Below are 24981 nucleotides of genomic sequence, written 5' to 3'. Positions count from 1 at the left end.
ACAACTCCCACAGGTCTTCCGGCACCATCCGCTCGACAAGCACAGCAGCCATCACCCCAGACTGCCGCAAGATCACGCCAACTGAAATGACGTCTTAGGTGATGTCCCGCATCCGCGTGCCCCCGCGCTGGCTCGGGCAGGCCCCGGACCCGGCCCCGGGCGGTTTTGGCCGACCGCGCGTATTCCTCACGTGCCATCCGCAGCCACCTGCGGCGCCGGGGCATCCGTGCGGTCATCCCGCAGCCATCCGACCAAGTCGGCCACCGTCTGCGGCGAGGCCGGTTCGGTGGCCGTCCGCCCAGTTTCGACAGCGAGGCGTACAAGCAGCGGAATACCGTCGAGCGGTGTATCAACCGCCTCAAGCAGTGGCGCGGCCTGGCCACACGAACCGACAAGCTCGCAATCGCCTACCAGGCCGCACTCCACCTCGCGGGCATCCTCATCTGGACCCGCCGCTGACCAAAGAGACAGAACCTAGGGTCCATTTGGCACCCGGTCAGGACGTGGACGCATGCAGGCTGCCGAATGGGTCGTGAGAGCCGTTGTCGCGCATTGGCAGGGTGGCTGGGCCTGTACTTCGCTGCTGTACCGCGTCACAGCTGCACTTGGGGTTCGTCTCGCGGCGGAAATTGAGGAAAATCGACGTCTACGTACTCCGTGTGCGACTGCCGGATGGTATGAGGCTCTCCGACGTCGTACCACGCCGCCTCCACGCGCATATGGTAGACGTAAGCTGAAGGGGAAACGAGTTTGACGATGAAGGCCATCGTCTCTCCCTTTTCAAAGTTGAGCGGTTTGACATGCGTACTGAATGACCTCCCCCGGATGTCGAAACTTGATTTGTCCACCGAGAGTTCAACCCTGTGCTGATAAACTTCGACCGGGGCGGCCGTTCTCGTTCGGTGGATCGTCTGGCTAGGCGTGGATGACTCCACATGCAGATGCAGAGACACAAGGACGGCCTGACGGTTGCCAGCGTTGGACAGTGCGAACCGCATCTCACGTGCTGTGCTCCACTCGGCGAGATCGCTTACGTGTAGTGCAGTGATCTCCAGACGCCCAACGTCCTCCGAGTCTTTCCTCCGTGATTCGAAGTAGGGTCGCACGAGAGCGATAATCGCACCAAGGAGGCCGACAGCTGCGACGGCCGCCGCGAAGATGCCAGACTCGGCGGTGAAAAATTCGACGACAGAGTTCATCTCGGAGCTCGATTCTCCAAGGCGGGCATTGCCTCCTAGGCGCCTTGGTCTCTGCGGAACAACCGCGTGATCCTTTGCAGCGCGCTGCTCACAGTCATCTTGCCGGGAAGGTCTGGGTGACCGGGCTTCATCCTGTCCGGTTCAGACACGATATTCCGAGAGTTACGCGCCCTTTCCTGCCATGCCAGGTACTCCTGGCCACTTACTTCCTGCATGAAGTTCTTTGTTATGTCAACGACGATCCCAGATTCGGGGCCCGTTTCCACGAGATTCAGCGTGTGGTCCTCCCCAATAATGTCTCCCATGTGCACTGCGTGAACCCACTCGCCCCATCCGTGGGTGATGATTTCGATGGCGGCATCGAATTCCTCGGCTTCTGACTCCGAGAGTTGGTCCCTGTATAGTTCACGCAGACCCTCGATAGCCTCTCGATAGAATTCTGTGGATTCGTCTCGTCGCAGGTTCGACGTCTTGGGTATGCGGTAGTAGATGGCTCTTCGCTCGCGCCAGTAAAGCAGACCGGGGGTTTCCATGTGGGCACTGGTGCCGCAGAACAGACACCGTGCTCGGTTGAGTGATTCTCTGAAATAGACGCATCCGTTAGGTGCGGAGATACTGGGACTGTTCTCGTCGAGCACCAAAAGACTTTGTGAAGCGAAGTTCATGGCACAGTTCCCGCATGGCCCGGATCCCATGGACCATCGCTCTCTTGAATGGGTAGGCATGAAGCCAAGGCGTGATGTCTGTAAGGCGGATGCAATGCTCTCCAACATCTGGCCTCCGCCACCCAGGTCTGCCTCCTTTAGTTTGGCGGCCAAGCCACGCAGATCGTCCACATAGCGTTCGAGGCTCTCGGGAGCATCGAATTGACATGAGGGCATCATCAGCCCGCGTAGATCCCTCCACTTCTCTCCGGATTCAAGTGTGAAAGCAATCATGGGCAGTCGGGTCAACGGGCCGTCGAGGAGAAGGTAGAACAGGTTGTACAGGGATTCGCCAATGGTCGAGCGGAGGTGTTCCATGTCAGCGCAGGACTCCAGTGAAGCCAGGAGGTCCGTTCTCAGCCGGTTGACCCTCTCTTCATTGCCGGGCAGGACAGCTAATGATGCTGAGAGCGCGGCGCGTGCCGCGCGGACGTGGAGTACAAGGGAGTCACCGTTCCCGTCGGACACCAAGCTCATGTACGTGCTGAGGGCACAGTCGACGGCCTGCTGGTTGATCGCGCCACGCGTATCGCGTAGCCGGAGATTCTCACCTAGCGTGAACATGAAGAGGGAGACAGAGATGTGCCCTAGTAGCTCCCCGTCCCCCTCAAAGGGGGCGCTACGCGCGAGATAGTCCGCTTCGGCCAGGAGACTTGGATGAAACCTGGATCTGCAACGCTGGACGGCGGCGAACCACGCTTCATCCGTTGGCGCGTTGAGCACCTCCTGTAGCAGTGAGATGTTCTCGTGGCGCCCACGGTGTACATAAGTGCTTGCAGTGATGGGTGTACCCATGTTGCCCCCGGGGCGCAACCAGCTTTAGCTCGCGTCAGTGTGCTCTGCAGCGTAACTGATCATTTCAGGATTAGTCTGTGGATCTCCCCAAAAAGATGGCGACAGTGTGCTTGGAAAACAGCCTGACTGTCGACTCCTACTGAACGGTGCTTGGCTGTGAGGGACCGAGGGGGCTTGGATGGTTCGCATAGTCGTGGTCAGCCCGGACTGGCACACCGTGCCAGCGATTACTGAGGTTCAAGCTGCCGCAGGGCCATCACTCGATCCGGGGCCCGTCCGTACCTCAGCCGCCCGTAATTGATGACCAGGCGTTAAGGGGTAGTCCTCGGGCCCGTATGCAAGTCGAGGTTCACCTGCCGCCCGACTTGATCCATGGCCATTTCACGATGCAGACCACGACAGGGGCGACGAGCATGGCCAGCAGCCACAGGCCCACGCTCGCTGGAGAGTAGATGTAGTAGCGCCAATGCTCTGGCAGGGGCGACGGCGCAAGCAGGAGCAGGATCAGCGTGGCCCATGTGGCCAGCACGGCTGCTGCCATGCGTGCTGCGGTCATCCCCATCGGCCCCCTCAACGATGTTCGTCTCTATGGATTGGATGATAGGGCGAATGAGATGATCTTGGCGTGGCTGGTGTGATCACGACGTCGGAACCGTCCTGGATAGCCCCGTTCTCCGGGCTGAGCCCGCGGCAGTTCGGGAAGCTGGTGACGGTACTGCGCCGCGCAGGTGCGGACGCGGTACGCAGGGGCCGGCCGTGGAGCCTTCCGCTGGAGGACCGGACGCTGCTGGTCACCGCCTACTGGCGCACCAACCTGACGATGCGGCAGCTCGCCCCGCTGTTCGGGGTGTCGAAGTCGGCGGCGGACCGGATCATCGACCACCTCGGGCCGATGCTCGCGCTCCAGCCCCGCAAGCGGTTCGCCAGGGACACTGTGCTCATCGTGGACGGCACCCTGGTCCCGACCCGGGACCACGCCATCGCCGAGCAGTCGAAGAAATACAGGTACTCCACCAACACCAGGTCGTCATCGACGCCGACACCCGCCTGGTCGTCGTAGTCGGCCGGCCACTCGCAGGGAACCGCAACGACTGCAAGGCATGGGAGGAGTCAGGCGCCAAGGCTGCCGTCGGCAGGACCCTCACGATCGCCGACGGCGGCTACCCAGGCACCGGACTGGTTATCCCGCACCGCCGTGAACGCGGGCAGACCGAGCTCCCGGACTGGAAAGAGGAACACAACAAGTCCCACAAGCGGGTTCGCGCCCGCGTCGAGCACGTCTTCGCCCGCATGAAGGCCTGGAAGATCCTCCGCGACTGCCGCCTCAAAGGCGACGGCGTTCACCACGCCATGCTCGGCATCGCCCGGATGCACAACCTCGCCCTCGCCGGATAGATCAACGGGCCGCGCAACGACCAACCGTGCCCAAGGCCCCCCGAAGATCATTTACGGGACGGCCCTTACGAGCTCGTGCACGGTAGGCAGTGAGGCGTCGAGCTTCTGATCGTCGATCATGGTCGTGTGGTGGGGAACGCGTCTCGTGCAGCGATCATCAGCGACCGGAGGATCACGGGCCTGTCGGCCAACGTGATCGCTGAACTCGTCGCAGAGCTGGGCCCGTTATGGCACGAACGGCACCAGGCCAAGCTTGCGTCCCGGCGGCGGAAGCGTGCTGTGGGCGCGGGCGCGAAGCACCGGTTGGTGTTCGTCGACCGGCTCCTGGCCACGCTCGTGCACCTCCGGCATGCCACCACGCACGACGTGCTCGCCTGCTGGTTCGGTGTCGACCGCTCCACCATCACTCGGGCCATCGGAGAGGTGCGGCACTTGCTCGCCGAGCGAGGGTGCACCGTCAGCCCGGGTGTGCGGCTGCGGACCCTGGCCGAGGTCATCGATCACCTCGGTGCCGACGGGAAGACCGGGATCATCGACGGCACCGAGATCCAGGTCCGCCGGTCGGCAGCCGGGCGCAAGGACCGGGACAGGTTCATCTCCGGCAAGAACAAGCAGAACGCGGTCAAGACCATGGTCGTCACGGACGGGGACGGCCGCGTGCTCTTCTGCAGCCCGACCAAGCCCGGCAACTGCGCGGACATCACCCACGCCCGCCAGCTAGGGCTGGTCAAGCTCCTGGCCGACGGCCCCGCGGTCGAGATCCTCGCCGACGCCGGCTACCAGGGCCTGAGCGCCCAGACCGGCGGCCGGGTAATCACACCACCACACCGCAAGTTCAAGAAGAACGCCCCGGACTGGTACGAGGAGATACACGAACGACAGCGCAAAGCCCACTCCTCACGCCGCATCCGGGTCGAACACGGCATCGCCCACCTGAAAAACTGGCGGGCCCTGGCCCGCCACCTCGGTCACCGCGAGCACATGAGCGACACCGTCCAGACCGTCGCCGGACTGCTGTCCCACCAACAGACCGGGACCTGACATCGGCACGGCAGATGTGAACATCAAGCCCCGGCGACATCCTCGACACCTTCCTGCCTACCGTGCACGAGCTCGTTAGGGCTCGCAGAGAATCAACATGCTGATTTGATCTCCGAGGGGCCGCTGTTCGCGAGGAACGCGGTGACCTCGGCAGGCGTGCGGAACCTGGCGGTCGAGGGTGGAATGGTGTAGCCGCGCTCGGCCAGGAGGGGCTGGACTTGGTGAACGGCCCTGGTGAGTGTGCTGCCATTTACTCCGAAGAGCTGGGCGAGTAGGTCTCGGGTGCCGAGTTTCCGCAGGTAGAGCACGGTGGCCAGGACTCTGTCGGCGGTGGTCAGCCTGTCTTTCGCCCCTGCGCCGCGAGCGCGGATGGGCTCGCCTCCCCGTTGCTCGAGCCGCGCCTGCTCACGTAACTCATAGAGTTTTGCGGTCAGTTGGTCGACGAGTTCGTCCAGTGCCGGTTCGGGCATGCCGGTCAGCTCCGGGTTGCGCAGAAACCCAGTGCCGGGCGGCGGGGATGGGCCGGCTGATCGCCGGCTCTTGGCTTCACCGACCGCGCTGGTGGTGTCGCGAGGCTGAGGGTGGAGGGTGTAGTTCCAATCACCGTGGAAGCGGTGCCGGTCCATCGGCAGGGCATCGATGTCGCTGTCGGTGACCTTGATGCCAGTGTCGTAGGTGCCCGGGTCGAGTTCGGCATGCACTTTCAGCCCAGCGCGGGTGGTCGTCGCCGCGATGCTGTTCACAATGACATCGTGGCTGGTCAGCGCGCGGCCTCGCCAGTTCATGGAGATGTGGGAGAACAGCCGGTGCTCGATCTTGTTCCATTTCGAAGTGCCCGGCGGCATGTGGCAGACCGTGATGTCCAGGCCCGTCTCGGCGGCCAGTGCTGCGAGTTCAGTCTTCCAGGCGCGGGTGCGGTAGCCGTTGGAGCCGCCCGCGTCCGCAGTGATCAGCAGACGGGTGGCGGCCGGGTAGTCGTGCCTGCCGCGGGCTTGCCACCATCGGCGGATGGAGGCGACAGCGAACGCGGCGGTGTCGTGATCCGTGCCGACACTGACCCAGCCGGTACGGCGCTTCCACCGCCCTCGCAGCTACCTCCACCCGCAGACCAGCAGCCTGGACCACTATTACCGTCTCTTGGCCGCGCTCTTACGCCGCCGCAGAGCGATCACCAGCACCCTCATGGCCCAGCTGCTGGGCGTTACCCGCACCAACCTATCCAACCAGTTCCAAGACGGCCACCGACTCCTGGACCTGCACCGCATCACCGTCACACCGCTGCCCGGGCCGCCTGCCCGGACCCTCGAACAGCTCCGAGTCCGCCTGCCCGACGAGGACCACCAGGGGGACCAACCCTGACAGTTATTCAGAAACAAGCCCCGGAGGTTCCGGTGTACTGCCGGCCGACCCCGGCCGAGGTGGTGCCCTTCTGGATGAACCCGGTGTCGTCGATGATCAGCACTCCGTCCGGCCCGAGCCGTTCGGCGACATAGCCACGGACATCGTCACGCAGGGCGTCTGCCTCCCAGACGCTGCTGTTCAGCAGCCGCTGGAAGCCGTCGGGAGTGCGGTGACCTGCCCATTCCGCGAGCTGCCAGCCGTTCTTGCGTGTCGCCCGCCCCAGCAGACCGCGGACGTAGTCCCGCATCCGCCACCGTAGATCCGCCCGAGCAAACCGGCCCGCCGCCCGGGCGAACACCGACTCCAACTCACCAGTCAGTCAGCGACTTCAGTCATCCCCTCCATACCAGGACAACGACAACCACCAGCTCAGGACACGAACCACTGCTGGAGTATTAGTACTCCAGCCGGACTTCTGTATTTCTGCTGGTCAACGGCCTGGCTGTGGGGAGTGTAGCGCGGGTGCGGTATGCGCGGGACTGTCTTGGACAGGTCGTCCCACCAACGTGTGTCCGCGCCGCATGTAGTGACAGCGTCGGGCGCGTGCCTGGTGGCGACGCCTCCATCGGGACCAGTTCACCGCGTGGTCGCGGCGTGCAGGACGGTTGCGGGGTTGAGTTGCCAGCAGACGACGGATTTCGGCTGGTGTGAGGTCCACGAGGTCGGGTGTGTCGGCCTCGGCACCCCTTTTTCACGTTCCTGCACGGCCATCACCGCGAGGAACGCGTGGGCGAGCATGGCAAGCGTGATGTGCCGGTGCCAGCCCACGTAGCGGCGGACTTCGTACTGGTCGAGGCCGCACTCGTTCTTCGCGCTCTGGAAACACTCCTCGATCTTCCACCGGCAGCCGGCGACGCGGACCAGGTCGACGACGGTTGCGTCCAGTGGAGCGCAGGCGAGGTAGTAGGCGATCTCGTCGGGCCTGCTGATGCTGCGGCGGGCCAGCACCCACTTCTGCCGTGTCGGCTCGTCGGCGCCGGACTGGGTCACGGCGGGCAGCCGGGCGGCGACCCAGTCGTAGAACCGTTCGCCTTTAACTCCCGGCCCTGCTGACAGACGCTGCCATGCCTCGGGCGGAGCCTGAGCGATGAGATGGTCGATGCGCGGGCCGCTGACCTGCTGTGACTTGGGGACGGCGACCACGTAGGAGAGCTCGGCGTCCTCCAGGAAGCGCCGGAAGCGCGAATCTTGCACCTTCGCCACCAAGGGCGAACTGGCCCGCGACATGATCCTGCGCGCTCTGGCCTCCCCGCTCCCCATCGCCTGGGTGACGGCGGCTTGGTGTGATCAGGGTTCATCGAGCTGATCATTGGCAGGCTGGTTGCACGGTCCAGGCGTCGGCCAAGTCAGGCTCGACGAGCCGGAAGTTGCCGAGCGGCCCGATGTCACCTAGTTCGTCGCCGACCCATTCGGTGACCTCGCCGCCTGGCCACGGGACAAAGTCGGCGAAGTCTCCATTGCCTCCCGGATGGCATCGAGGATGTGCTGCAGGATCGCTGCGGGGATTAGGACGTGTCCGACGGGTCACCAGGGCTGGTCGTCCCATCCTCTTGGTAGCTTTTCTCGGCAGGGCTGCTGTCAGCTGAGATAGCTGGTAGTTGCTCTGGGCCGTGCGGCTGGCTCGGCAAGGAGGGTGGGGAAGGGTGTGCAGTGCAGACTGCGATGAGCGTGTTGGCTCTGCTTGTGTCCGCTGGGGCAGTGGCTCTGTCCTTCGCGGCCCATCGAAACCAGAGGCGTCGAACCAGCTTGGAGCTTGCTCGTTCTCTGCACGCCGACCTGACATCGGGTCACGTACAGGCAGCCCGTGACGTTCTGGGTACTCTGGTCCGGTATCGCGAGCAGGCCAGCGATCTCATTGCAGCGCGCTCTGCCTACTTCACCCTGCTGTGGTGCTTTGAACGCATCTGGGCGGGGCGAGAGGTCATTATCCGCGATGAGGGAGAAAAGAGTCCATCATGTCGTTTCTTGGACGAGATGATCCACTGGCACGTTCGTAATTGGGCGCGAGACCTCCCGATGATAAAAGAGGCAATTCAAGAGGCGCTTGGTACCGTCCACGACGAGGATGCGTTGCACGGCTTCCGTCAGTTGCGAGACAAGGTGTTGACCGGCCAAGAGCTCGCTGAGGTGCGGCTGAGCTCTCAGCTGCAGGACGACCGAGCTTGAGGACTGCCCGGCGGATCATCAACGGAGCCACAGTCGAATCGCAGCCAGGGTGACCGTGCCGTGAAAGACGTACGCTCTCTTGTCGTACCTGGTTGCCACGGCCCGGGAGCCCTTGAGCGCATTGATGGTCCGCTCGACTTCGTTCCTGCGGGCATAGCGCGTCCCGTCGAAGCCGGCGGGGCGGCCGCCTCGGCTGCCGCGTCGCCACCGGTTGGCCCGCTGGTCCCGGCGTTCGGGGATCGTGTGCCGGATCTGCCGTCGCCGTAGGTACTGGCGGTTTCGGCGCGAGCTATACGGCCTGAACGGCCCGCAGTGCAGGTGAGCGAACGCGCGCTCGACTGACCCAGCGTTGGGTGCCAGAACTCATCGCTCAGGTCGGTTGTGGCATGAGCGGCACCAGAAGCGGCTTGCTTCCCGGCCGCGGAAGCGAGCCGTGAGCGCTGGAGCCGAACACCGGCTGGTGTTCGTCGACCGGCTCCTTGCCGCGCTTCCGTGCAGGGTCGGGTCAAGCCCGAGATTGGCGATGTTCGTGCCAGGCGTGTGAGGCGTTCTGCATCGGCTTTGCCCAGTTCTCTGGGTCTGCGGCCGCGATGGAGTCCCACATTCGGTGTTGGGCCCGGGCGAGCGCGTCGAGTCCTGCGGGCGGGGCCAGCTTCCATGATGGGTGAGCGGCGGCTGCGCTCTGTGCCTGGTGGGGGGTGTGGCCGTGAGCGATGAGCCAGAGCAGCCACAGCGCCGGGTCGATCCAGGCGGCGCCGGTTGAGGCCCATCCCCAGTCCACGAACATGGCACCGCTGCCCGTCATGAGAACGTTGTGTGGGTTCCATTCGGTGTGCAGGAGGCTGTTTCCAGCGAACCAGGACAGGTCTGCGGGGTCGTCCACGTATGTCCTGAGCCGGTGCGGCATGGTTTTCAGCTTAACTCCCGGCGCTGGCACTTCGGCCAGTCGAATCATGGAGGCCATGACCGCGGGCAGGTCGGGGGAGTCCGGGGTGAAGTCGGCGTGGCGGCCGTCTACGTACGTGAAGCCGAGGAGGCTCCAGCCGTCCTCTTCAACCTGCCAGAGCAGTTCGGGTGCAATGCCTCGGACGTAGGGGCTGATCTGCGCCTCACGTTTCTGGGTCCAGACCCGTGGGTGATCGAGAGGCAGGCCCTTGACGAACAAGGCACGGTCGGTCGTGCGCACGCGGGCGGCGATGGCGCTGTTGAGACCTGCGTTGATGGTTCCGACGTCGACAATGGGGCCGCTGAACTTCTCGATCATCCGCAGCACGGTCTGCGGGAACTCGGTCAGACGCGGGGTGGGCAATGGAGTCTCCTGTGGGGTGTGGCGCTGGGGCCTCGCCGCGGGTACGTGTGGCGAGGCCCCAGCAGGGGGGGGCTAGTTGTAGGGGTTGTCGTCGTTGCAGCCGGGCACGGCGTCCGCGGTGAGTTCCGCGATGTCGCCGACGAGGATGACGTTCTCCGGGGCTTGGACGACATCGGTCTGCGGGGTGCGCGTGAGCTCGACCATCACAGCAGGCATGTCTACCTCTCTGGGTGTTGGCAGTAGGTAACCAGTGGTGCCTTCGCCGCCTGGAAGACCTTCGCCATCGGCCTGCATACCCGACACGTGCCGGACAGCGTGCAGCCGCTGCATCCTCCGGTGCGAAGCATCGGTTAGATTCGCATCCCCGAGCTACCGAGAGGCCCTGCCTTCATGCGCGTACAGCGGGAAGATCACCCCGGCGGGAAACCTGTTCGAACCGCACGTTCCATGATTGGTTGAGATGCGGCATCTAGCGGCAGCGCAAGCCGTTGACCTGCGGCAATGTTGTCGCTGACGGGCTTTGGAAGGCCGCAAAGTCACCGGCAACGCCATGCGGGAGTTGGACGAGACGGGGACCGTGACGCGAGACCGGAACAACAGGACCTCCTGGCACTCCAGTGGTCGCAAACCCGAGCTAGGGGCCCCGTACTCACCACCCGGCCGAGATCGCCCGGCCAAGGACCGTGTTCGATCAGAACCAGCCTCACGATCGGTAGAGGGTTGTTACTCTGCGTTACGAATGGCGCTGTGTTGGCTCGTAGCCCCAGCTGATCGGGAGTGCCGGTGACGCAACCCGATGTCAGCCCGACATGACCTCGGGGTACCGGCTTGGGCTCACCAGGTCTTCGCAGCGGCGAGCAGATGCTCACGGACGAGCGTGACGTGAGGATTGATGGAACTGCCTGGGCGTTGGACGAGGTAGGCAGTGTTGATCGGGGGGTCCTCCGGCTGGTGCAGTAGCCGGAGGGCGCCGGAGGCGAGTTCGGTCCGGCAGAGGTAGCTGGGCACGACGCTCCAGCCGGCGCCGGCCGTGAGGGCGGTGAGGACGCTGCGCAGGTCGGGGATGGTGATCGCGGCCTGGACGCGCAGGCGGCGGTCGAAGACGTGGCGCCAGTAGCGGCGGGCGATGGGCAGGTCCTCGGCGTAGGCGATCATGGGCAGGCTTTCCAGGGCAGTAGGCAGTTCCTGTCCCATGAGCTGTTCGGCCCAGACGGGGGCAGCAACCAGGACGAACTCCTCGTCGGCGAGGAGTTCGGCCTGCAGCGTCCGGCCCCGGGGCCGGCGGGTGGCGACGACGAGGTCGTGGCGTCCGGCCCGCATTTCCTCGAGCAGCGGTTCGGTCAGTCCGATGGCCACCCGCAGCCGGACGCCCTGCGCGACCAGCGGAGCCAGCGTCTGAAGGCCGAGGGTACTCATGAACTCTGCGGGCCCGGCCAGGTGCACCGGTCCCGCGGTGCTGCTCGGCTCCTCGCCGGTGATGTCGGCCAACTGATCCAGGGGGCCTGACAGTCGCGTGGCAAGTTCGTCCGCGTGGGGCAGCGAGGTGACACCGTGCGCCCGGCGTTCGAACAGTTCACGGCCCAGACGGTTCTCCAGCGCCCGGATCTGCGTGGTCACGGTGGACTGCGACAGCCCCAGCCGCCGTGCAGCGGCGGTGAAGGACCCCAGGCGGTGCACGGCAAGGAAGGTGCGCAACAGGTTCAGGTCCAGCGGACCCAATCCATGAGTGTCCTGATCGCTCACGGCGTCGAGCCTACGAGGTACGCACGGCAGCCACCTGCCATTCGTCCCCGTGCAGGGCATCGGTTCGTCGATACCTGGTATCGATGCCTTCATTGGCGCGATTTCTTCGGCGGCTTTAGTTTCAAACGTAGGAGCGCTGACGTTCTGAAGTCGAAACGTCAAAGCGTGAACCCCCAGCTCTCGGAGACCACCACACCATGTCGAAGATCCTTTTTGTGATGACCGGCGCCGACCACTGGACGCTGGCGGACGGCACCAAGCGCCCGACCGGCTTCTGGGCCGAGGAGGCCGTGGCCCCGTACCAGGCGTTCACGGCCGCCGGCCACGAGATCGTCGTCGCCACACCCGGCGGCGTCGTACCGCCTCTGGACCAGGGCAGCCTGGCGCCGCAGTTCAACGGCGGAGAGGTGGGGGCGAAGAAGGTGGCGGACGCCCTCGCCTCGATCGACGAGATTCAGCACCCCATCAGGCTGGAGGACGTCGACCTCGCCGACTACGCCGTCGTCTTCTACCCCGGTGGCCACGGCCCGATGGAGGACCTGGCCGTCGACGCCACCTCCGGCAGGCTCCTCATCGATGCCCTCGCCTCGGGCAAGCCGCTCGGCGTGGTCTGCCACGCACCGGCCGCCCTGCTCGCCGCCACCACGGCCGACGGCGGCAACGCCTTCGCCGGCTATCGGCTCACCGGTTTCAGCAACGCCGAGGAGACCCAGACGGGTCTTGCGGCCAATGCCAAGTGGCTGCTCCAGGACCGTCTGGTCGAGATCGGCGCGGACTACCAGGAGGGCGAGCCGTGGGCCCCGAACGTGGTCGTCGACCGCAACCTGATCACCGGCCAGAACCCCGCCTCCGCCGGACCCGCCGCAGCCGAAATCCTCAAGAAGCTGGCCTGAACCTCGCATATCCGCTTGCGCCTGGGAGGGGCACCAGACGCTGCTTTCGCCAGCCGGCCCCGTACGGGCGCAGTGAGGCACGCGGACGACATCGGCACCTATGACAACGGCGACTGAGGCGGCCGACTCCTCACAAGCCGTCTCACTCTTGGCAGGTCGTGGCCATGAAAAAAGGCTCGTGATCCGGGCAGCCGCCACAGCCCTGCCTCACCGCCGGAGGCACACAGATGAGCAAGATCCTCGCCGTAGTCACCAACCAGTCGACCTACGGAACGAACCCCCACCGGACCGGGCTGTGGATCGCAGAGCTGGTTCACTTCTACGACCGAGTCCGCCAGGCTGGATTCGAGGTCGACATCGTCAGTCCGGAAGGGGGACAGGTACCGCTGGATCCGCGAAGCGTCAGATTGGCCGACAAAGAGGTTCGCAAGTACATGAACGATCGCGCGTTCATGTCGAGCCTGGACCACACCAGGAAGGCGGCCGACGTCGACCCGGCCGAGTATGCAGCGATCTTCTACACGGGCGGGCATGGCGTCATGTGGGACTTCCCCGGCAGTGCCGCGCTTCAGCAGGTCGCGCGGGATATCTATGAGAACGGCGGCGTGGTCTCCTCGGTCTGCCATGGTGCCTGCGGACTGCTGAACATCACGCTCTCCGACGGCTCCCTGCTCGTCGAGGGCCGCACGGTCACCGGGTTCTCCACCGCGGAGGAGCGAGTCGCCATGGTGAAGAGCCGGGTGCCGTTCCTGGTGGAGGACGAGTTCCGCAAGCGGGGCGCGAACTATGTCAAGGCCACCATCCCGATGACCCCCTTCGCCACCGCTGACGGCAGGCTCGTGACGGGACAGAACCCCGTTTCCACCAAGGTCGTCACGGCAAAGATCATCGAGACGCTGCGCCAACTTTGACCTTGATCCGCATCGGCCGGACCGGTCCTGCTCGTGAAGTGTCTCGGGGCGTTCGACGGTTCTGCTCGCGTCTTGTCGGTGACAGGTGGCTTGTTCTTCGAGCTCAGGGCTGTCCGGGTCCTGGGCTCGTCAGTTTCCAGTGCGTGGGCTGGACAGGCAGGCTCGGGCGGAGTTTCTGCGGCGGCCCCGGACCAGCGTAAGCCTGCCGGGCGTGCCCTCTCACTCGCATTTTCACAACGTCGGACCGGCGTATGTGCCGTCCGTCAGGCGGCGCACTCGGAGGAATGTCTTGAAAGCAGTTTCGATCAAGGAACCCGGTGGGCCGGAAGTCCTGCAGTGGATCGATGTGGAGGACCCCGTCCCCGCGAGGGGTGAAGTGGTCATCGACGTCGTTGCCAGCGCCGTCAATCGGGCCGATGTGGCACAGCGGCTGGGGCTGTACCCGGTTCCGGAGGGAGCGTCACCTTACCCGGGCCTGGAGGTCTCCGGACGGATCAGCGCTCTCGGCGAGGGTGTGACGCGTTGGCAGCCCGGCGACGAGGTGTGCGCACTGCTGACCGGAGGCGGATACGCGCAGAAGGTCGCTGTCCCTGAAGGGCAGCTGCTCACGGTGCCCAAGGGCGTCAGCCTGGTCCAGGCGGCAGCGTTGCCGGAAGCCACCGCAACGGTGTGGTCCAACGTCTTCATGACTGGTGGGCTGAAGCCAGGCGAGACCTTCCTCATGCACGGCGGAGCCGGCGGCATCGGCACGACAGCCATTCAGATCGCCAAGGCCCACGGTGCCCGCGTCGTCACCACCGTCGGCGGGCCCGAGCAGGCTGCCAGGGTCCGAGAACTCGGCGCCGACCTCGCGATCAACTACCGCACCGAGGACTTCGCCGAGCACGGCCCCTACGACGTGATCCTCGACGTCATCGGCGGCGACTACCTTCCGCGCAACATCCACTCCCTGGCCCTCGACGGGCGCTTGGTCGTCATCGGGCTGCAGAACGGCCTGACGGCCGAACTCAACCTCGTCGAACTCCTCGCCAGGCGTGCATCCGTGCACGGCACCACCCTGCGCTCCCGCCAAGCTGGACAGAGGGCAGCCATCGTGGCCGAAGTCCAGGAACATGTATGGCCATTGATCGAGAACGGAACGGTGCAGGTCGTCATCGACCGGACCCTGCCCATGGACCAAACCGCAGAAGCCCATCGCATCCTGGACGCCCACCACATCGGCAAAATCGTCCTACTCAACCCCGACGCGGCATGACTCCAAGAGTCGGCCGACCGACCCCGAACCGGTGCACGAGGCGATCGCACCGCGCCAAGCGGGAGGTTTGGACGGAGCGGGGACCGGCACACGGGACTGGAACAACAGGGACTCCACTCGAGTGGCGGCGCGACCCCGAGCTTCCCAGGAGGCTCTGTTCTCGTGCCAGCCACCCGGCCGAGATCACCCGACCTGGGCCGTTGTTCGATCCCAATTGTCCTGATGACCGATAGAGATACGGCTTCTGAGCAACACGACGACCACCTGCACCGGCGTCGCGCACAGCCTGTCCATCGGGGAGCTGTGGCTGCCCGGGTCCCACTGCGACCACCTGCTGATCAGCCCCCCTACTTCCACGGCTCCGGTCTGGAGAAGTGCCCGCTGGCCGACGGACACGCCCGCATTCTCTGGATGTTGCCGGTGACGGCGGCCGTGATGGCGTACCGCCGCACGCACGGTCACGAAGCCCTTGAGCGGTCTTCGACGAGTACGCGATCGTCCCGACCGAGCCGCGGCGGCCGTCCGTCGTCTGAATCTCTCGGGCACGGTCCCGGCACCGGCGACAGGCGGGGCCCGCTGCGCGGTCGACGGCATGGAGGGGGCGTTATCGCGCACGGGCGGTCCGCTGTTCACCCACAGAGCGGCGTCGCGGCGTCACCCGCCGGCTCCTCCAAGAGGCGGAGCAGGAAGAGGACGGGATGGGGATGTCCTCGTACGGGGTAGGCGAGCGGGACGACGCGGGCGGTCCGGCGCGCTGCTTGAAGGAGGGACAACGTATGCAATTCGACGACGATGCTGCTTTGGACACGTCCGAGGTCGCGGACGGGCGGGGAGGTGCGCTGGGCGGGATCCCGGGCGGCGGGAAGACCATCGGCGGGGGACTGGTCGGGCTCGTGGTGCTGGTCGCGTCCGTGCTCTTGGGTGTCGACCCCGGCATGTTCGGCTCGGGCAGCAGCGACACGTCCTCGTCCGGCAAGTCAGCCGCGGCCCTCGCGGCGGACTGCCGGACCGGTGCCGACGCCAACCGCAAGGAGGAGTGCCGGATCGTCGCCGTGGTCGACAGCGTGCAGGTATTCTGGAAGCAGACGGAGACAGCCGCCGGCAAGCCCTACCAGCAGGCCCCTACGTACCTGTTCACCGGCAGTGTGAACACCGGTTGCGGGACCGCGACTTCCGACGTCGGCCCCTTCTACTGCTCAGCCGATGACAAGGTCTACCTCGACCTCAGCTTCTTCAACGACCTGAGCAGCAAGTTCGGCGCCAAAGGCGGCCCGTTCGCCGAGGCCTACGTCATCGCGCACGAATACGGCCACCACTTCCAGGACCTCAGCGGAACGATCTCCCGCGGCAGCGGAAAGGGCCAGAACAGCGGCTCGGTGAAACTCGAGTTGCAGGCGGACTGCTACGCCGGAATGTGGGCCCACCACGCCACCACCACCCCCGACCCCAAGAGCGGTAAGCCACTGATCACCGACTTGACGAAGGACGACATCAACCGCGGGCTGGACGCGGCCGCCGCCGTCGGAGACGACCGTATCCAGCAGCGCTACCAGGGCAAGGTCACACCCGACACCTGGACCCACGGCTCCGCGAGCCAGCGCCAGCAATGGTTCTCCACCGGCTACCGCTCCGGCCGCGTCGCCGACTGCAACACGTTCAGCTGACCACGCTGACAACCACGGCACGACGCCCAGCTGTGGGCCGACGCTGGTGGGCAGATCGCGTCTCATGCCGCGCCGCGGTCAGCGTTAGCGGCCGATACCAAGTGGGAGTGCTGCCTCGACAGGCTGGCTGCTTCCAGCACCGTGCCGTCGCCGCGCAGCTAGAGCAGGAGGAGCAGACAGAGCAGGAGCGCACCGCGCAGTACCTGCTGGTGGCGCGGCTGGAGCAGCTGCGTGAGCGGGCGGCGGCCCGGACCGAGGCGGCCGTGCCCGCGCCGTGGACGGACCGGTTGCCCGAGCTAGCCGCCCGCCCGCTGGACGGCGAGGCTGCCGGGGCGGTGATCGCGTGAGCAGCGAGCTGAGGGGGGTGGACCTCGCGCGCGCCAGGCCCTGTTCGCGGCCCGGGAAGCGGCAAGGAAGAACGGGGGCGCCCGGAAGGACAAGACGAAGCGGCGCACCGGCGCGGTCGTACGCCGCGACGGCCGCGAACCGCTCGGGCTCGGCAGCGCGATCTGAATGATGATGACCGAGCGCGGCATGGTCACCCCGGCCGCCGGCGGCAGCGTCCTCGCGCAGTTCGAGGACATCCTCGCCGCAGCCGCGCCGGAACTCGCCGGGCACGTCCAGGCAGTGGCGTTCGACGCGGACACCGGCCGCCTGGACGTCGCCCCCGACGCCCCCGCGTACGGCACGAAGCTGCGCTGGAGCGCGCCGAAGCCGGTCGCGGCCGCCAACGAGAAGGTGCGCGGCGCGAACGTCCGCACGCTGCACGTCCTGGCGCCCGCACCCGTGGAGGCCGGCGCCGCCACGGCGGCCGCCGACCCGACTACACCGGCCGTACCCGCCGCGCCGGTGCAGCGACGGACCCCGCCAGAGGCCATCCGCCGCATCGGCGCCAAGCGGCTGGAGACCTGGCTGCGTAACCGCCACGTCGTGCACCCCGACTGCCTTGCCGAGATCGCCATCGAGGCCGCCGAACGGCAGCACACCAGCCTGCCCGGCGAGAAGCTGACAGCCCAGCTGGTGCACACGCTGGCGAGGGAGGTGATGGCCTCAACCAGCAGGTCGCCGAACTCGACAAGAACATTGAGGCCCGGTTTCGCGAGCACGACGCCTTCGACGTGATCACCAGCATGCCCGGCCTGGGCGTCATCCTCGGCGCCGAGTTCCTCGCCGCCACCGGCGGCGACATGACGACCTTCGGCACCGCCGACCGCCTCGCCGACTTCGGCGGCGTCGCCCTGGTACCCCGCGATTCGGGGAAAATCAGCGGCAACCTGCGGCGCCCTCAGCGATACAACCGCCGCCTCCAACGCGTCTTCTACACCTTGGCGTTGTTCAGCATCCGGCACTGTGAGGAATCGCGCCGGTTCTACGACCGCAAACGCGCCGAGGGCAAGCGTCACACCCAGGCCGTCCTTGCCCTTGCCCGCCGCCGACAACGTCCTCTGGGCACTCCTACGCGGCGGGCGGCGCTACGAGCTCGCTCCGCCCAAGGCCCTCGCGGCTTGACAGACAGCATTAGGAATCACTGACTGCCAGACGACGATCGGTCCCCGGGAACCACCCCCGGGGACCGCCTACGAGAAGACAGCCACGATGTACCTGGCTGGACTCCATATCGCGGGCATTTTCCTCCGCTCCGCTCGGTGATCCGAACGAACGCCCCTAGTGACCTGAGTCGGAGATTCGTCGTTGGTTGGGTATGAGTCGTCCGGGTCCGAAGATTCCGCCGTTGTTGCTGACTGATGCCCAGCGGGCCGTGTTGGAAGGCTGGGTGCGTCGTCGCACGACGGCTCAGGCGCTGGCCCTGCGGTCGCGGATCGTGCTGGAGTGCGCGGACGGGCACTCGATCATGGAGGTGTCGCGTCGGCTGCGGGTCACTGCGGACACGGTCCGCACGTGGCGGCGGCGTTTCCTCGAACGGGGCCTGGACGGCCTGTCCGACGAGCCGCGGCCCGGTGTCCCGCGGAAGATCACCGACGCTGACGTCGAGCGGGTCATCGTCAAGACGCTGGAGGAGAAGCCGAAGAACGCGACCCACTGGTCGACCAGGTCGATGGCAGCGGCCACGGGCATGTCGCAGTCGGCGGTCTCGCGGATCTGGCGGGCGTTCGCGCTGGCGCCGCACCGGACGCAGACGTTCAAGCTGTCCACGGACCCGCTGTTCATCGACAAGGTCCGCGACGTGGTGGGCCTCTACCTCGATCCGCCGGAGAAGGCTCTGGTCCTCTGCGTGGACGAGAAGTCCCAGATCCAGGCCCTCGACCGGTGCCAGCCCGTCCTGCCGATGGTTCCCGGTGTCCCCGAGCGCCGCAGCCACGACTACGTCCGCGCCGGCACCACCACCCTGTTCGCAGCCCTGGAGGTCGCCACCGGCAAGGTGATCGGCTCCCTCCACCGGCGCCACCGGGCCGTCGAGTTCAAGAAGTTCCTGGTCAAGCTCGACAAGGAAGTTCCCGCTGACCTCGATGTCCATCTGATCCTGGACAACTACGTCACCCACAAGACGCCTGCGGTCAAGCAGTGGCTGCTGGCCCACCCCCGCTTCCACCTGCACTTCACGCCCACGAGTTCGTCCTGGCTGAACCTGGTGGAGCGGTGGTTCGCCGAGCTCACGCAGAAGAAGCTCAAGCGAGGCGTCCACCGCTCCGTCCAAGCCCTAGAACGGGACATCCGCAGCTGGCTCGCCGACTGGAACGACAACCCAAGGCCGTTCATCTGGACGAAGACCGCCGACGAGATCCTCGACAAGGTAGCCGCATACTGCCGACGAATCTCCGACTCAGGTCACTAGTCGAACTCGCCCGCCTTGACGCCTCGGACGAAGTCGCGCCATTCGTCCTCGGTGAACTGGAGGGCCGGACTGTCAGGGGTGCGGGAGCTTCGGACCGCCGCGCCTTGTACGTGCCGGTCGACTTCCACGCACCCAGATCCGTTTGATTGACAGAAGGAGGAGCGCCGGAATCCCTGCGGCGAAGCTCCGTCAGCAGCCACCATAGTCATCCTTCCGTTGTTTCCTGCGTTGCTGTCATCTCAGGACCGTAGCCCCGGGCACTGTTCGTCACCATGAGTGCGCGACGCTCTACGCGTCGAATGCGTCCGACGCAGGAGCCCGGTACCAGACGCATGCCGGATTCAAGAGAGGCAGGGCGAGTGCTGCTCAGGATCAGCTCAGCCGGTCGCCACACCTCCCTCGCGGACGCGATCTCGCGTTGGCCTCGGTGGACCGTGCCGACGCTTCTCGGTGTCGTCGTCGCCAGCGTCGAGTACGGGCTCGGCGGTGAGCCTGTGGGGCGAGTACTCGCCGACGCCTGGACCGTCATGGCCATCGGTGCGCTCGCGGCCGACTCGCTCGCCTCCACGCCGATGCCCGCGGCGCGACGACGGCTACTGCTGGCATCGTTGGCTGCTGCGACCATGCTCAGCCTCTACTTCGCTTCCACCTTCGGCCGTTACGGCTGGGACTGGCAATACTTCTCTGGAATCTTCGTGTTCCTGATCGGAGTGGAACTGAGTGAGCCGCTAGGCGGAGCACTCAATGACACGTTGCGCAGCCTCGTGGACGATGGAACGCTTCGCATGACAAATCGTGAACTGCGCAAGCTTCGGCGAGCATTGCGTCGTAACAGTGATCGCAACGAAAAGATCGCAGGCTCGTTGATTGGCGCGGCGCTGGGCATGAGCTGGTTCTTGTTCATTCTTCTCGGCCCTGCCGACTTGGCGCATGTGCTGGCGCACAGCTTGGGGGCGCCGGTGTTCCAGTCGCTGGCCGGGGTCGTCGCCGGTCAGCGACTAGGCCGCATGGTGGCGTATGGAACGGTGTGGCGGTTGCTGCCTCGCCGTTCGAACATTCTTGACCTGATGCCGGATCATCCGGACGGTGCGACCGGGTTGAGCACGATCGGCAGGTTCTACTTCCGGCTGTCGTTGATAGTCGGTCTGCCAGCGGTGTACCTCGCCGCTTGGTACTTCCTCATTCCACTGTTCCCGGCCGACTACGAGGGGTGGCGCCCCGTTTACTTGGGTCTGCTGGCGCTTGCCATCGGCTTCCAGGTACTCGCCTTCGGGCTGCCCCTGCGCACACTTCACATGATGATGCAGCGGCACTCGCAGCGTTGGGCGGCGCAGGCGAGCCGGCTGGTCCCGCACATCCGATCCACGCAGACAGCGCTAGTCGAGGCAACCAGCGGACATGATGATCTCAGCAGCCGCATTCAGGTCCTCCTCGACCGGCACCGCGCACTGAGTCAGGCTCCCACCTGGCCCGTCGACCCCGCCTTGCGGCGCTGGTTCACCCTCAACAACACGGCGCTATTCATCCCGTACCTCAGCTACGTGGGTGGCAGCTCCGAGTTCTGGACACAGATCGCCACCATCATCGGTGGTCTCAAGCATTGAGCTCTGCCTTACAACGGCTTCACCGACCCCGGGCCCTGCGCGGCCATCGTCGACCGCCTCACTTCAACGGCACCATCATCGAGACCGGCACCGACTCCTATCGCCTCGCCAGCACACGAGCCCGGGCTGAGGAACCCGCCAGGGTCGGCTGAGTGCGAAAGCTGTCGATCTTGACGTGACGACGAGGGGGTTGAGGGACATCGGGACGAAGACCGGTGCTAAAAGATTGTTGTATGTGGGTTCAGCGAGTGATCGAACTGACCGGGTGGGAGCCGCTCGGGATCTCCGTCGACTGGGCGGCGATCGAGGGAGAGCTGGGGGTTCCGCTGCCTGCGGACTACAAGGAGCTCTACGAGGCGTTCACCGGCGGCGTCTTCAGTGATTCCGTCTACTTTCTGGGGCGCGACGAGGGCCGCGGGGCGTTCGACTTCCTGAGACAGTGGCGGGTCGACGTGTCGGTCGACCAGGACGGCAAGCCCGGAAGCGTCTCCGCCGTCGATCCCTATGCGATCTACGCGCCCGGCGGCAAGGGGCTGGTTGAGTGGGGCTCCACCGAATGGGCCGACGAGTACTTCTGGCTGATCGATGCCGAGCGGCCGGGCGAGTACCCCGTCCTTGCGCGGTCCAATGACGTCGGCGACTGGCACCGGTACGACATGTCCACCTCTGAGTTCCTCTACCGCATCCTTGCCGACGCCGATTTCCAGCCGTTCGGGATCGCGCAGTACAACCTCGGCACGACGTTCAAGCCCGGCTCCGGCGGCCCCTCCGACGGCCAGCCGCTCTGACGAGAGGCCGGCTGTCCCACGTTCGTGGCCGCTGCGCAGCACTGCGCAGCCCATGGGATTACCGCTCAGTACAACAAGCCACTCACGCCAGCCCAGATCACTGAGCAGACTGAAGACTTCGAGCGGCGCTGGCTCACGCTCACCCGATATCATGCCCAGGCGCAGCAGTGAGAGCATCGCACCGGACCTCAACCCCGTCGAGGGCATCTGGTTCCTGCTGCGGGGCAGCAGCCAGGTCAACACCGCCTTCACCGACCCCGACCACCTCATCAGCACGCTCCGACACGGTCTCCGCCAGATCCAGTACCGCAGCAACCTCATCAACGGATGCCTCGCCGAAGCCGGTATCACCTTGACGACCTCACGGCACAACGTCAGTAGACGTGCCCAGTTGGAGACCGTCCTCCCCGCCGGCGCGGGGTGCTCCGGTCGAGCCGAACAGGGTCACGGTTCCGTACGAGTCCTCCTCGCCGACGTGGGGGTGCTCCGATGCAGGCGATCGTCTTGGTGAAGACGCTCATCCTGCCGGAGGCGCTAAAAGAACTCTGGCCGGACGGGCCTCCAGGACGACGAAGCTCTACTGCGGAGTTTCCGTGCAAGCCTCATCGTGCCCGTCTCACCGCCGCTCATGTGGCAGTGCGCCCTGTGCACCGAGCTGCTTCAGCGGCGCGAACTCCGTTGTGCGACGTGCGGTGCGGCCAGTGGTGCGCTCCCGCTACGGCTCGGGCAACCAGCAGAGGCAGGTCCGGCATTCGGGGCGAGCGTGGCTGCCCACGGTGTCAGCGGAGCAAGTGACTCCCGTTGCCTGGCCTGTGAGTTCATGACGGCCCGTCACCCCGGCGCCCGTGCGATTTCTTGATCCTCGGAATGAAGCGGCCGCCGCCACAGCCGCGTGGTGAGGCCAGACCGCTTTGTCAGCGGGCGAGGTTGACGGTGATGGGCTGGTTGGGGCAGTTGGCTAGGCGTTCCTCGAGCGCGTTTTGCTCTGCAGAGTCAATGGTGAGCTGGTGCCGCGTTTTGTCGGGGATCCGGTCAGTGACGTATGTGCGCCGGTAGGTGGCGGAGGTAGTCACGTGGATGGGTCCTGGTCGCCCTCGCGACGCCTGGCACCAAGGTGTTGCATTCCGGCCGTTGTTGACGCACCGGTAGCTCACCGGTGAGGTGGGTAGATGCCCAGCTCGACGGACGTTTCGGGTGGAAAGCACCCGTTCGTGTCGCTAGAGGGCGTGAACTTGTTTTTCTGAACTATGGAGTGACTCGTGGGCTGGCCGTTTTACTGGCCTGCTCCGTCTGCGATTGGGTCTTGACCTGTCCTGGGTGGACAGACCCGCAGACCGACGGAGGGTCTATTCGATTGCGGACGTGGCCGATGACTTGGCACGGTTCGGGGCATCGTCCGCATCTGAATCGTGAACTGAGGAGGCACCCTAGTGGCTGTCGTTCCCGCGCATCGTTTGGCTCTCCTTGGAGGCGGCTTCTCCACCGACGACGATGGTCTGCTGGATGACTGGGTACTCAGTCAGGTGCAGGCTCCTCGGCCCAAGGTGTGCTTCGTTCCGACGGCCAGTGGCGACGCCCCCGCCTACGTCGAACAATTTCTCGCGGCGTACCAGTCACGTTCCTGCGAACCCAGCGTCTTGCAGCTGTTTCGGCGGGAGCTCGATGACGACGCCCTGCGAATGTTCCTGCTTTCTCAAGACGTCGTCTATGTGGGTGGGGGCAACACCGCGAACATGCTGGCGGTCTGGCGCGCGCACGGCGTGGACCGACTGCTGCGCGAGGCCTTCGGCCGCGGGACCTTGCTGTGCGGCATCAGCGCTGGTGCCAACTGCTGGGCCGAGGGCTCGCATACCGACTCGTTCGGGCCGCTGACTCACCTCTCTGACGGGTTGGGCCTGCTGCCCGGCTCGGTCTGCCCGCACTACGACAGTGAGTCGGGTCGTCGATCGTCCTATCAGGCAGCCGTGGCAACCCGCGCGCTACCGGCCGGCTGGGCAGTGGAGGACGGCGTCGGTGCCCTCTTCACGGACGGTCTGTTGACGGACGCGGTGACTCGCACGCCTCAGGCCTGTTTGTATCGGGTAGAGCCAGACGGGGGTAGCGGAGTCCAGGAACGAGCTCTGCAGTGTCGCCTGCTCGTCGCAGCACAACAGCCCACTTCGCCGGCGTGAAATGGTGAGAGAGCGGCCCCGCCTGGTCTGGGGCTGGTGGCTGCGGCCGTATCTCGCGTGGTTTTCAAGGTTGTCTGATCTGAGGAATGCCCAGGTCAGTGACCGGGGCCTTGCTCCGGGCCCGGGTCTGGTCCATCGCGGCCAGCTTCTTGCTGGCGGCTTGGAGACTGACCTGGAGCCCTTCTGCTTCACCGAGCCAGCCGTAGAGCTTGGCCTCCTTGATGCGGTCAGTGAGGCTGTGGATGATCTCGATCAGTCGCTTCCGCTGGCCGGGGTCGATCCGCAGCATCGGGCAGCGAACGCAGGCGTGCTCGTGCTTGCAAGGGGTTCCGTATGGGCGCCCGCAGTTGCCCAACTCGACCTTCCGCAGCGCGAAGTGCTGTTGGAACTCGCGCCATTCCTCATCCGTCGGGTCCCGATACTCAGCCTCGGGGCGAAGGCTGCGCCGCTGGTCGAGGAAGGACCGGTAGGAGCGGAGGAGGTCGTCCAGGAAGACAGCAAGGTATGCCTGGGTGGTGGACAGGTTTTCGTGTCCCAGGAGTCGGGCCGCGATGTGGACCGGTAGACCACCGGTGACTGCTTCGGTCGCGAACATCCTGCGGAAGTCGTGTGGCGTGAACCTCAGCGGCTCACCAGATGCGTCCCGGAGCCCTGTCCGGTCGAGAGCACGGTCGAGGATGTCCTGGATGGTTCCGTGGCTGATGACCTCTGTGCGGTGGCCTCGGGCACGGCGCTGGAACAGGTGCGGCAGCCTCGGCCCGAAGACGCGTTCATGGCTGTCGTACTGGCTGACCAGAGGGATCTTGCCGCCGTTGGCATTGCGGACGCGCGTGATGACGGTGGCCAGGACGCTGGCGAGTTCGGGGCTGACCAGCAGTAGGCGTTCCTGGTTGGTCTTCGAGGGCAAGATCTGGAGGAGCGGGACGAGTTCTCCGGTGTCGGCCAGCCGGTAGGACACCAGCGCGAGGTGGGTAATCTCCGTGAGCTCTTCGCGGCGGATGCCGGTATGCCAGAGTGTTTCGATAATCGCCCAGGCCCAGAACGCATCGTCCTCCGTCAGGGACACGTCCGTGATCTCTCCGGTGGTGAGATCCTCGATCAGCACGGCCTCGGTTCGTGAGCGGGCACTTGGTCCTGGTCCGGCCCTG

General features: G+C 65.6%; 20 protein-coding genes and 10 pseudogenes. 17 read left to right on the top strand and 13 right to left on the bottom strand.

The window, feature by feature from the left end:
* Window positions 1–120: 120 nt before the first annotated feature.
* Window positions 121–459: pseudogene (locus tag ACZ7L0_RS42665) on the top strand (transposase); the annotation flags it as partial.
* 134 nt (window positions 460–593) lie between these two features.
* Here the strand turns inward: ACZ7L0_RS42665 and ACZ7L0_RS42660 are convergent.
* From ACZ7L0_RS42660 to ACZ7L0_RS42650, 3 genes are all read right to left on the bottom strand, one after another.
* Window positions 594–1199, bottom strand: coding sequence for a hypothetical protein (locus tag ACZ7L0_RS42660; protein WP_471247981.1), 606 nt, complete (start codon window positions 1197–1199; stop codon window positions 594–596).
* Between the two features lie 35 nt (window positions 1200–1234).
* Window positions 1235–2698 carry a hypothetical protein gene (locus ACZ7L0_RS42655; RefSeq protein ID WP_471247980.1) on the bottom strand — a complete coding sequence of 488 codons (1464 nt, stop codon included), beginning with the start codon at window positions 2696–2698 and terminating at the stop codon, window positions 1235–1237.
* A 349-nt stretch (window positions 2699–3047) separates the two neighbouring features.
* Window positions 3048–3254 carry a hypothetical protein gene (locus ACZ7L0_RS42650; RefSeq protein WP_085574018.1) on the bottom strand — a complete coding sequence of 69 codons (207 nt, stop codon included), beginning with the start codon at window positions 3252–3254 and terminating at the stop codon, window positions 3048–3050.
* A 69-nt stretch (window positions 3255–3323) separates the two neighbouring features.
* On the opposite strand from ACZ7L0_RS42650, the pseudogene ACZ7L0_RS42645 reads away from it, so the two are divergent.
* Window positions 3324–4093 (top strand): annotated as a pseudogene (locus ACZ7L0_RS42645) (transposase).
* A 129-nt stretch (window positions 4094–4222) separates the two neighbouring features.
* On the top strand, window positions 4223–5134 hold the full coding sequence (locus ACZ7L0_RS42640) for a transposase family protein (protein WP_471247979.1): 912 nt from the start codon (window positions 4223–4225) through the stop codon (window positions 5132–5134).
* 92 nt (window positions 5135–5226) lie between these two features.
* Here ACZ7L0_RS42640 and ACZ7L0_RS42635 read toward each other — a convergent pair.
* Window positions 5227–6201: pseudogene (locus ACZ7L0_RS42635) on the bottom strand (ISAzo13 family transposase); the annotation flags it as partial.
* On the opposite strand from ACZ7L0_RS42635, the gene ACZ7L0_RS42630 reads away from it, so the two are divergent.
* Entirely contained in the window at window positions 6179–6493 is a 315-nt protein-coding gene (locus ACZ7L0_RS42630) for a hypothetical protein (RefSeq protein WP_471247978.1), read from the top strand. The pseudogene ACZ7L0_RS42635 and the gene ACZ7L0_RS42630 sit on opposite strands and share 23 nt — an antisense overlap.
* 19 nt (window positions 6494–6512) lie before the next feature.
* On the opposite strand, the pseudogene ACZ7L0_RS42625 reads toward ACZ7L0_RS42630, so the two are convergent.
* Together ACZ7L0_RS42625 and ACZ7L0_RS42620 are read right to left on the bottom strand one after the other, a co-directional pair.
* A pseudogene (locus ACZ7L0_RS42625) lies at window positions 6513–6854 on the bottom strand (transposase); the annotation flags it as partial.
* Window positions 6855–7111: 257 nt separating this feature from the next.
* A pseudogene (locus ACZ7L0_RS42620) lies at window positions 7112–7756 on the bottom strand (IS701 family transposase); the annotation flags it as partial.
* Window positions 7757–8233: 477 nt separating this feature from the next.
* Between ACZ7L0_RS42620 and ACZ7L0_RS42615 the strand changes: the two are divergent.
* Complete coding sequence (locus ACZ7L0_RS42615; RefSeq protein WP_471247977.1) at window positions 8234–8701, top strand: hypothetical protein; 468 nt, start codon at window positions 8234–8236, stop codon at window positions 8699–8701.
* Between the two features lie 18 nt (window positions 8702–8719).
* On the opposite strand, the pseudogene ACZ7L0_RS42610 reads toward ACZ7L0_RS42615, so the two are convergent.
* From ACZ7L0_RS42610 to ACZ7L0_RS42590, 5 genes and pseudogenes are all read right to left on the bottom strand, one after another.
* Window positions 8720–8998: pseudogene (locus ACZ7L0_RS42610) on the bottom strand (IS5/IS1182 family transposase); the annotation flags it as partial.
* A gap of 208 nt (window positions 8999–9206) precedes the next feature.
* On the bottom strand, window positions 9207–10010 hold the full coding sequence (locus tag ACZ7L0_RS42605; RefSeq protein ID WP_471247976.1) for a protein kinase family protein: 804 nt from the start codon (window positions 10008–10010) through the stop codon (window positions 9207–9209).
* A 72-nt stretch (window positions 10011–10082) separates the two neighbouring features.
* Window positions 10083–10226 (bottom strand): hypothetical protein, encoded by a 144-nt coding sequence (locus tag ACZ7L0_RS42600; protein ID WP_471247975.1) that lies wholly within the window; start codon window positions 10224–10226, stop codon window positions 10083–10085.
* Between the two features lie 2 nt (window positions 10227–10228).
* Window positions 10229–10357, bottom strand: a pseudogene (locus ACZ7L0_RS42595) (radical SAM protein); the annotation flags it as partial.
* Between the two features lie 487 nt (window positions 10358–10844).
* On the bottom strand, window positions 10845–11753 hold the full coding sequence (locus ACZ7L0_RS42590) for a LysR family transcriptional regulator (RefSeq protein ID WP_260326308.1): 909 nt from the start codon (window positions 11751–11753) through the stop codon (window positions 10845–10847).
* Window positions 11754–11950: 197 nt separating this feature from the next.
* Between ACZ7L0_RS42590 and ACZ7L0_RS42585 the strand changes: the two genes are divergently transcribed.
* From ACZ7L0_RS42585 to ACZ7L0_RS42555, 7 genes and pseudogenes are all read left to right on the top strand, one after another.
* Window positions 11951–12646 (top strand): type 1 glutamine amidotransferase domain-containing protein, encoded by a 696-nt coding sequence (locus ACZ7L0_RS42585; RefSeq protein WP_095849785.1) that lies wholly within the window; start codon window positions 11951–11953, stop codon window positions 12644–12646.
* Between the two features lie 227 nt (window positions 12647–12873).
* Window positions 12874–13557 (top strand): type 1 glutamine amidotransferase domain-containing protein, encoded by a 684-nt coding sequence (locus ACZ7L0_RS42580; RefSeq protein ID WP_093868131.1) that lies wholly within the window; start codon window positions 12874–12876, stop codon window positions 13555–13557.
* A 289-nt stretch (window positions 13558–13846) separates the two neighbouring features.
* Complete coding sequence (locus ACZ7L0_RS42575; protein WP_095849784.1) at window positions 13847–14812, top strand: NAD(P)H-quinone oxidoreductase; 966 nt, start codon at window positions 13847–13849, stop codon at window positions 14810–14812.
* Window positions 14813–15588: 776 nt separating this feature from the next.
* Window positions 15589–16476: a KPN_02809 family neutral zinc metallopeptidase gene (gene ypfJ / locus ACZ7L0_RS42570; RefSeq protein ID WP_471247974.1), complete on the top strand. Its 888-nt coding sequence runs from the start codon at window positions 15589–15591 to the stop codon at window positions 16474–16476.
* A 107-nt stretch (window positions 16477–16583) separates the two neighbouring features.
* Complete coding sequence (locus tag ACZ7L0_RS42565) at window positions 16584–16823, top strand: hypothetical protein (protein ID WP_471247973.1); 240 nt, start codon at window positions 16584–16586, stop codon at window positions 16821–16823.
* A 520-nt stretch (window positions 16824–17343) separates the two neighbouring features.
* Window positions 17344–17985: pseudogene (locus ACZ7L0_RS42560) on the top strand (transposase); the annotation flags it as partial.
* Between the two features lie 193 nt (window positions 17986–18178).
* Window positions 18179–19270 (top strand): IS630 family transposase, encoded by a 1092-nt coding sequence (locus tag ACZ7L0_RS42555; protein WP_471247972.1) that lies wholly within the window; start codon window positions 18179–18181, stop codon window positions 19268–19270.
* Here the strand turns inward: ACZ7L0_RS42555 and ACZ7L0_RS42550 are convergent.
* Entirely contained in the window at window positions 19267–19473 is a 207-nt protein-coding gene (locus ACZ7L0_RS42550; protein WP_471247971.1) for a DUF397 domain-containing protein, read from the bottom strand. The genes ACZ7L0_RS42555 and ACZ7L0_RS42550 overlap by 4 nt on opposite strands.
* A gap of 231 nt (window positions 19474–19704) precedes the next feature.
* Here ACZ7L0_RS42550 and ACZ7L0_RS42545 point away from each other — a divergent pair, with 231 nt between their 5' ends.
* The 5 genes and pseudogenes from ACZ7L0_RS42545 (at window position 19705) to ACZ7L0_RS42525 (ending at window position 23833) form a co-directional block, all read left to right on the top strand.
* Window positions 19705–20874 (top strand): hypothetical protein, encoded by a 1170-nt coding sequence (locus ACZ7L0_RS42545; RefSeq protein ID WP_471247970.1) that lies wholly within the window; start codon window positions 19705–19707, stop codon window positions 20872–20874.
* Between the two features lie 18 nt (window positions 20875–20892).
* Window positions 20893–21026: pseudogene (locus ACZ7L0_RS42540) on the top strand (IS21-like element helper ATPase IstB); the annotation flags it as partial.
* Window positions 21027–21122: 96 nt separating this feature from the next.
* The gene (locus ACZ7L0_RS42535; RefSeq protein ID WP_471247969.1) at window positions 21123–21662 is read left to right on the top strand and encodes an SMI1/KNR4 family protein; all 540 of its coding nucleotides are present in this window, start codon (window positions 21123–21125) and stop codon (window positions 21660–21662) included.
* Between the two features lie 178 nt (window positions 21663–21840).
* Window positions 21841–22026: pseudogene (locus tag ACZ7L0_RS42530) on the top strand (IS630 family transposase); the annotation flags it as partial.
* A gap of 1066 nt (window positions 22027–23092) precedes the next feature.
* The gene (locus tag ACZ7L0_RS42525; RefSeq protein WP_471247968.1) at window positions 23093–23833 is read left to right on the top strand and encodes a Type 1 glutamine amidotransferase-like domain-containing protein; all 741 of its coding nucleotides are present in this window, start codon (window positions 23093–23095) and stop codon (window positions 23831–23833) included.
* Window positions 23834–23897: 64 nt separating this feature from the next.
* Here the strand turns inward: ACZ7L0_RS42525 and ACZ7L0_RS42520 are convergent, their stop codons facing one another.
* Complete coding sequence (locus tag ACZ7L0_RS42520; protein WP_471247967.1) at window positions 23898–24938, bottom strand: tyrosine-type recombinase/integrase; 1041 nt, start codon at window positions 24936–24938, stop codon at window positions 23898–23900.
* Window positions 24939–24981 lie beyond the last annotated feature (43 nt).

It is taken from the genome of Streptomyces sp. NPDC039424 (assembly GCF_055639495.1).
Note: the sequence above shows the minus strand (reverse complement) of the source record. Positions and strands in the feature narration are given on the sequence as shown.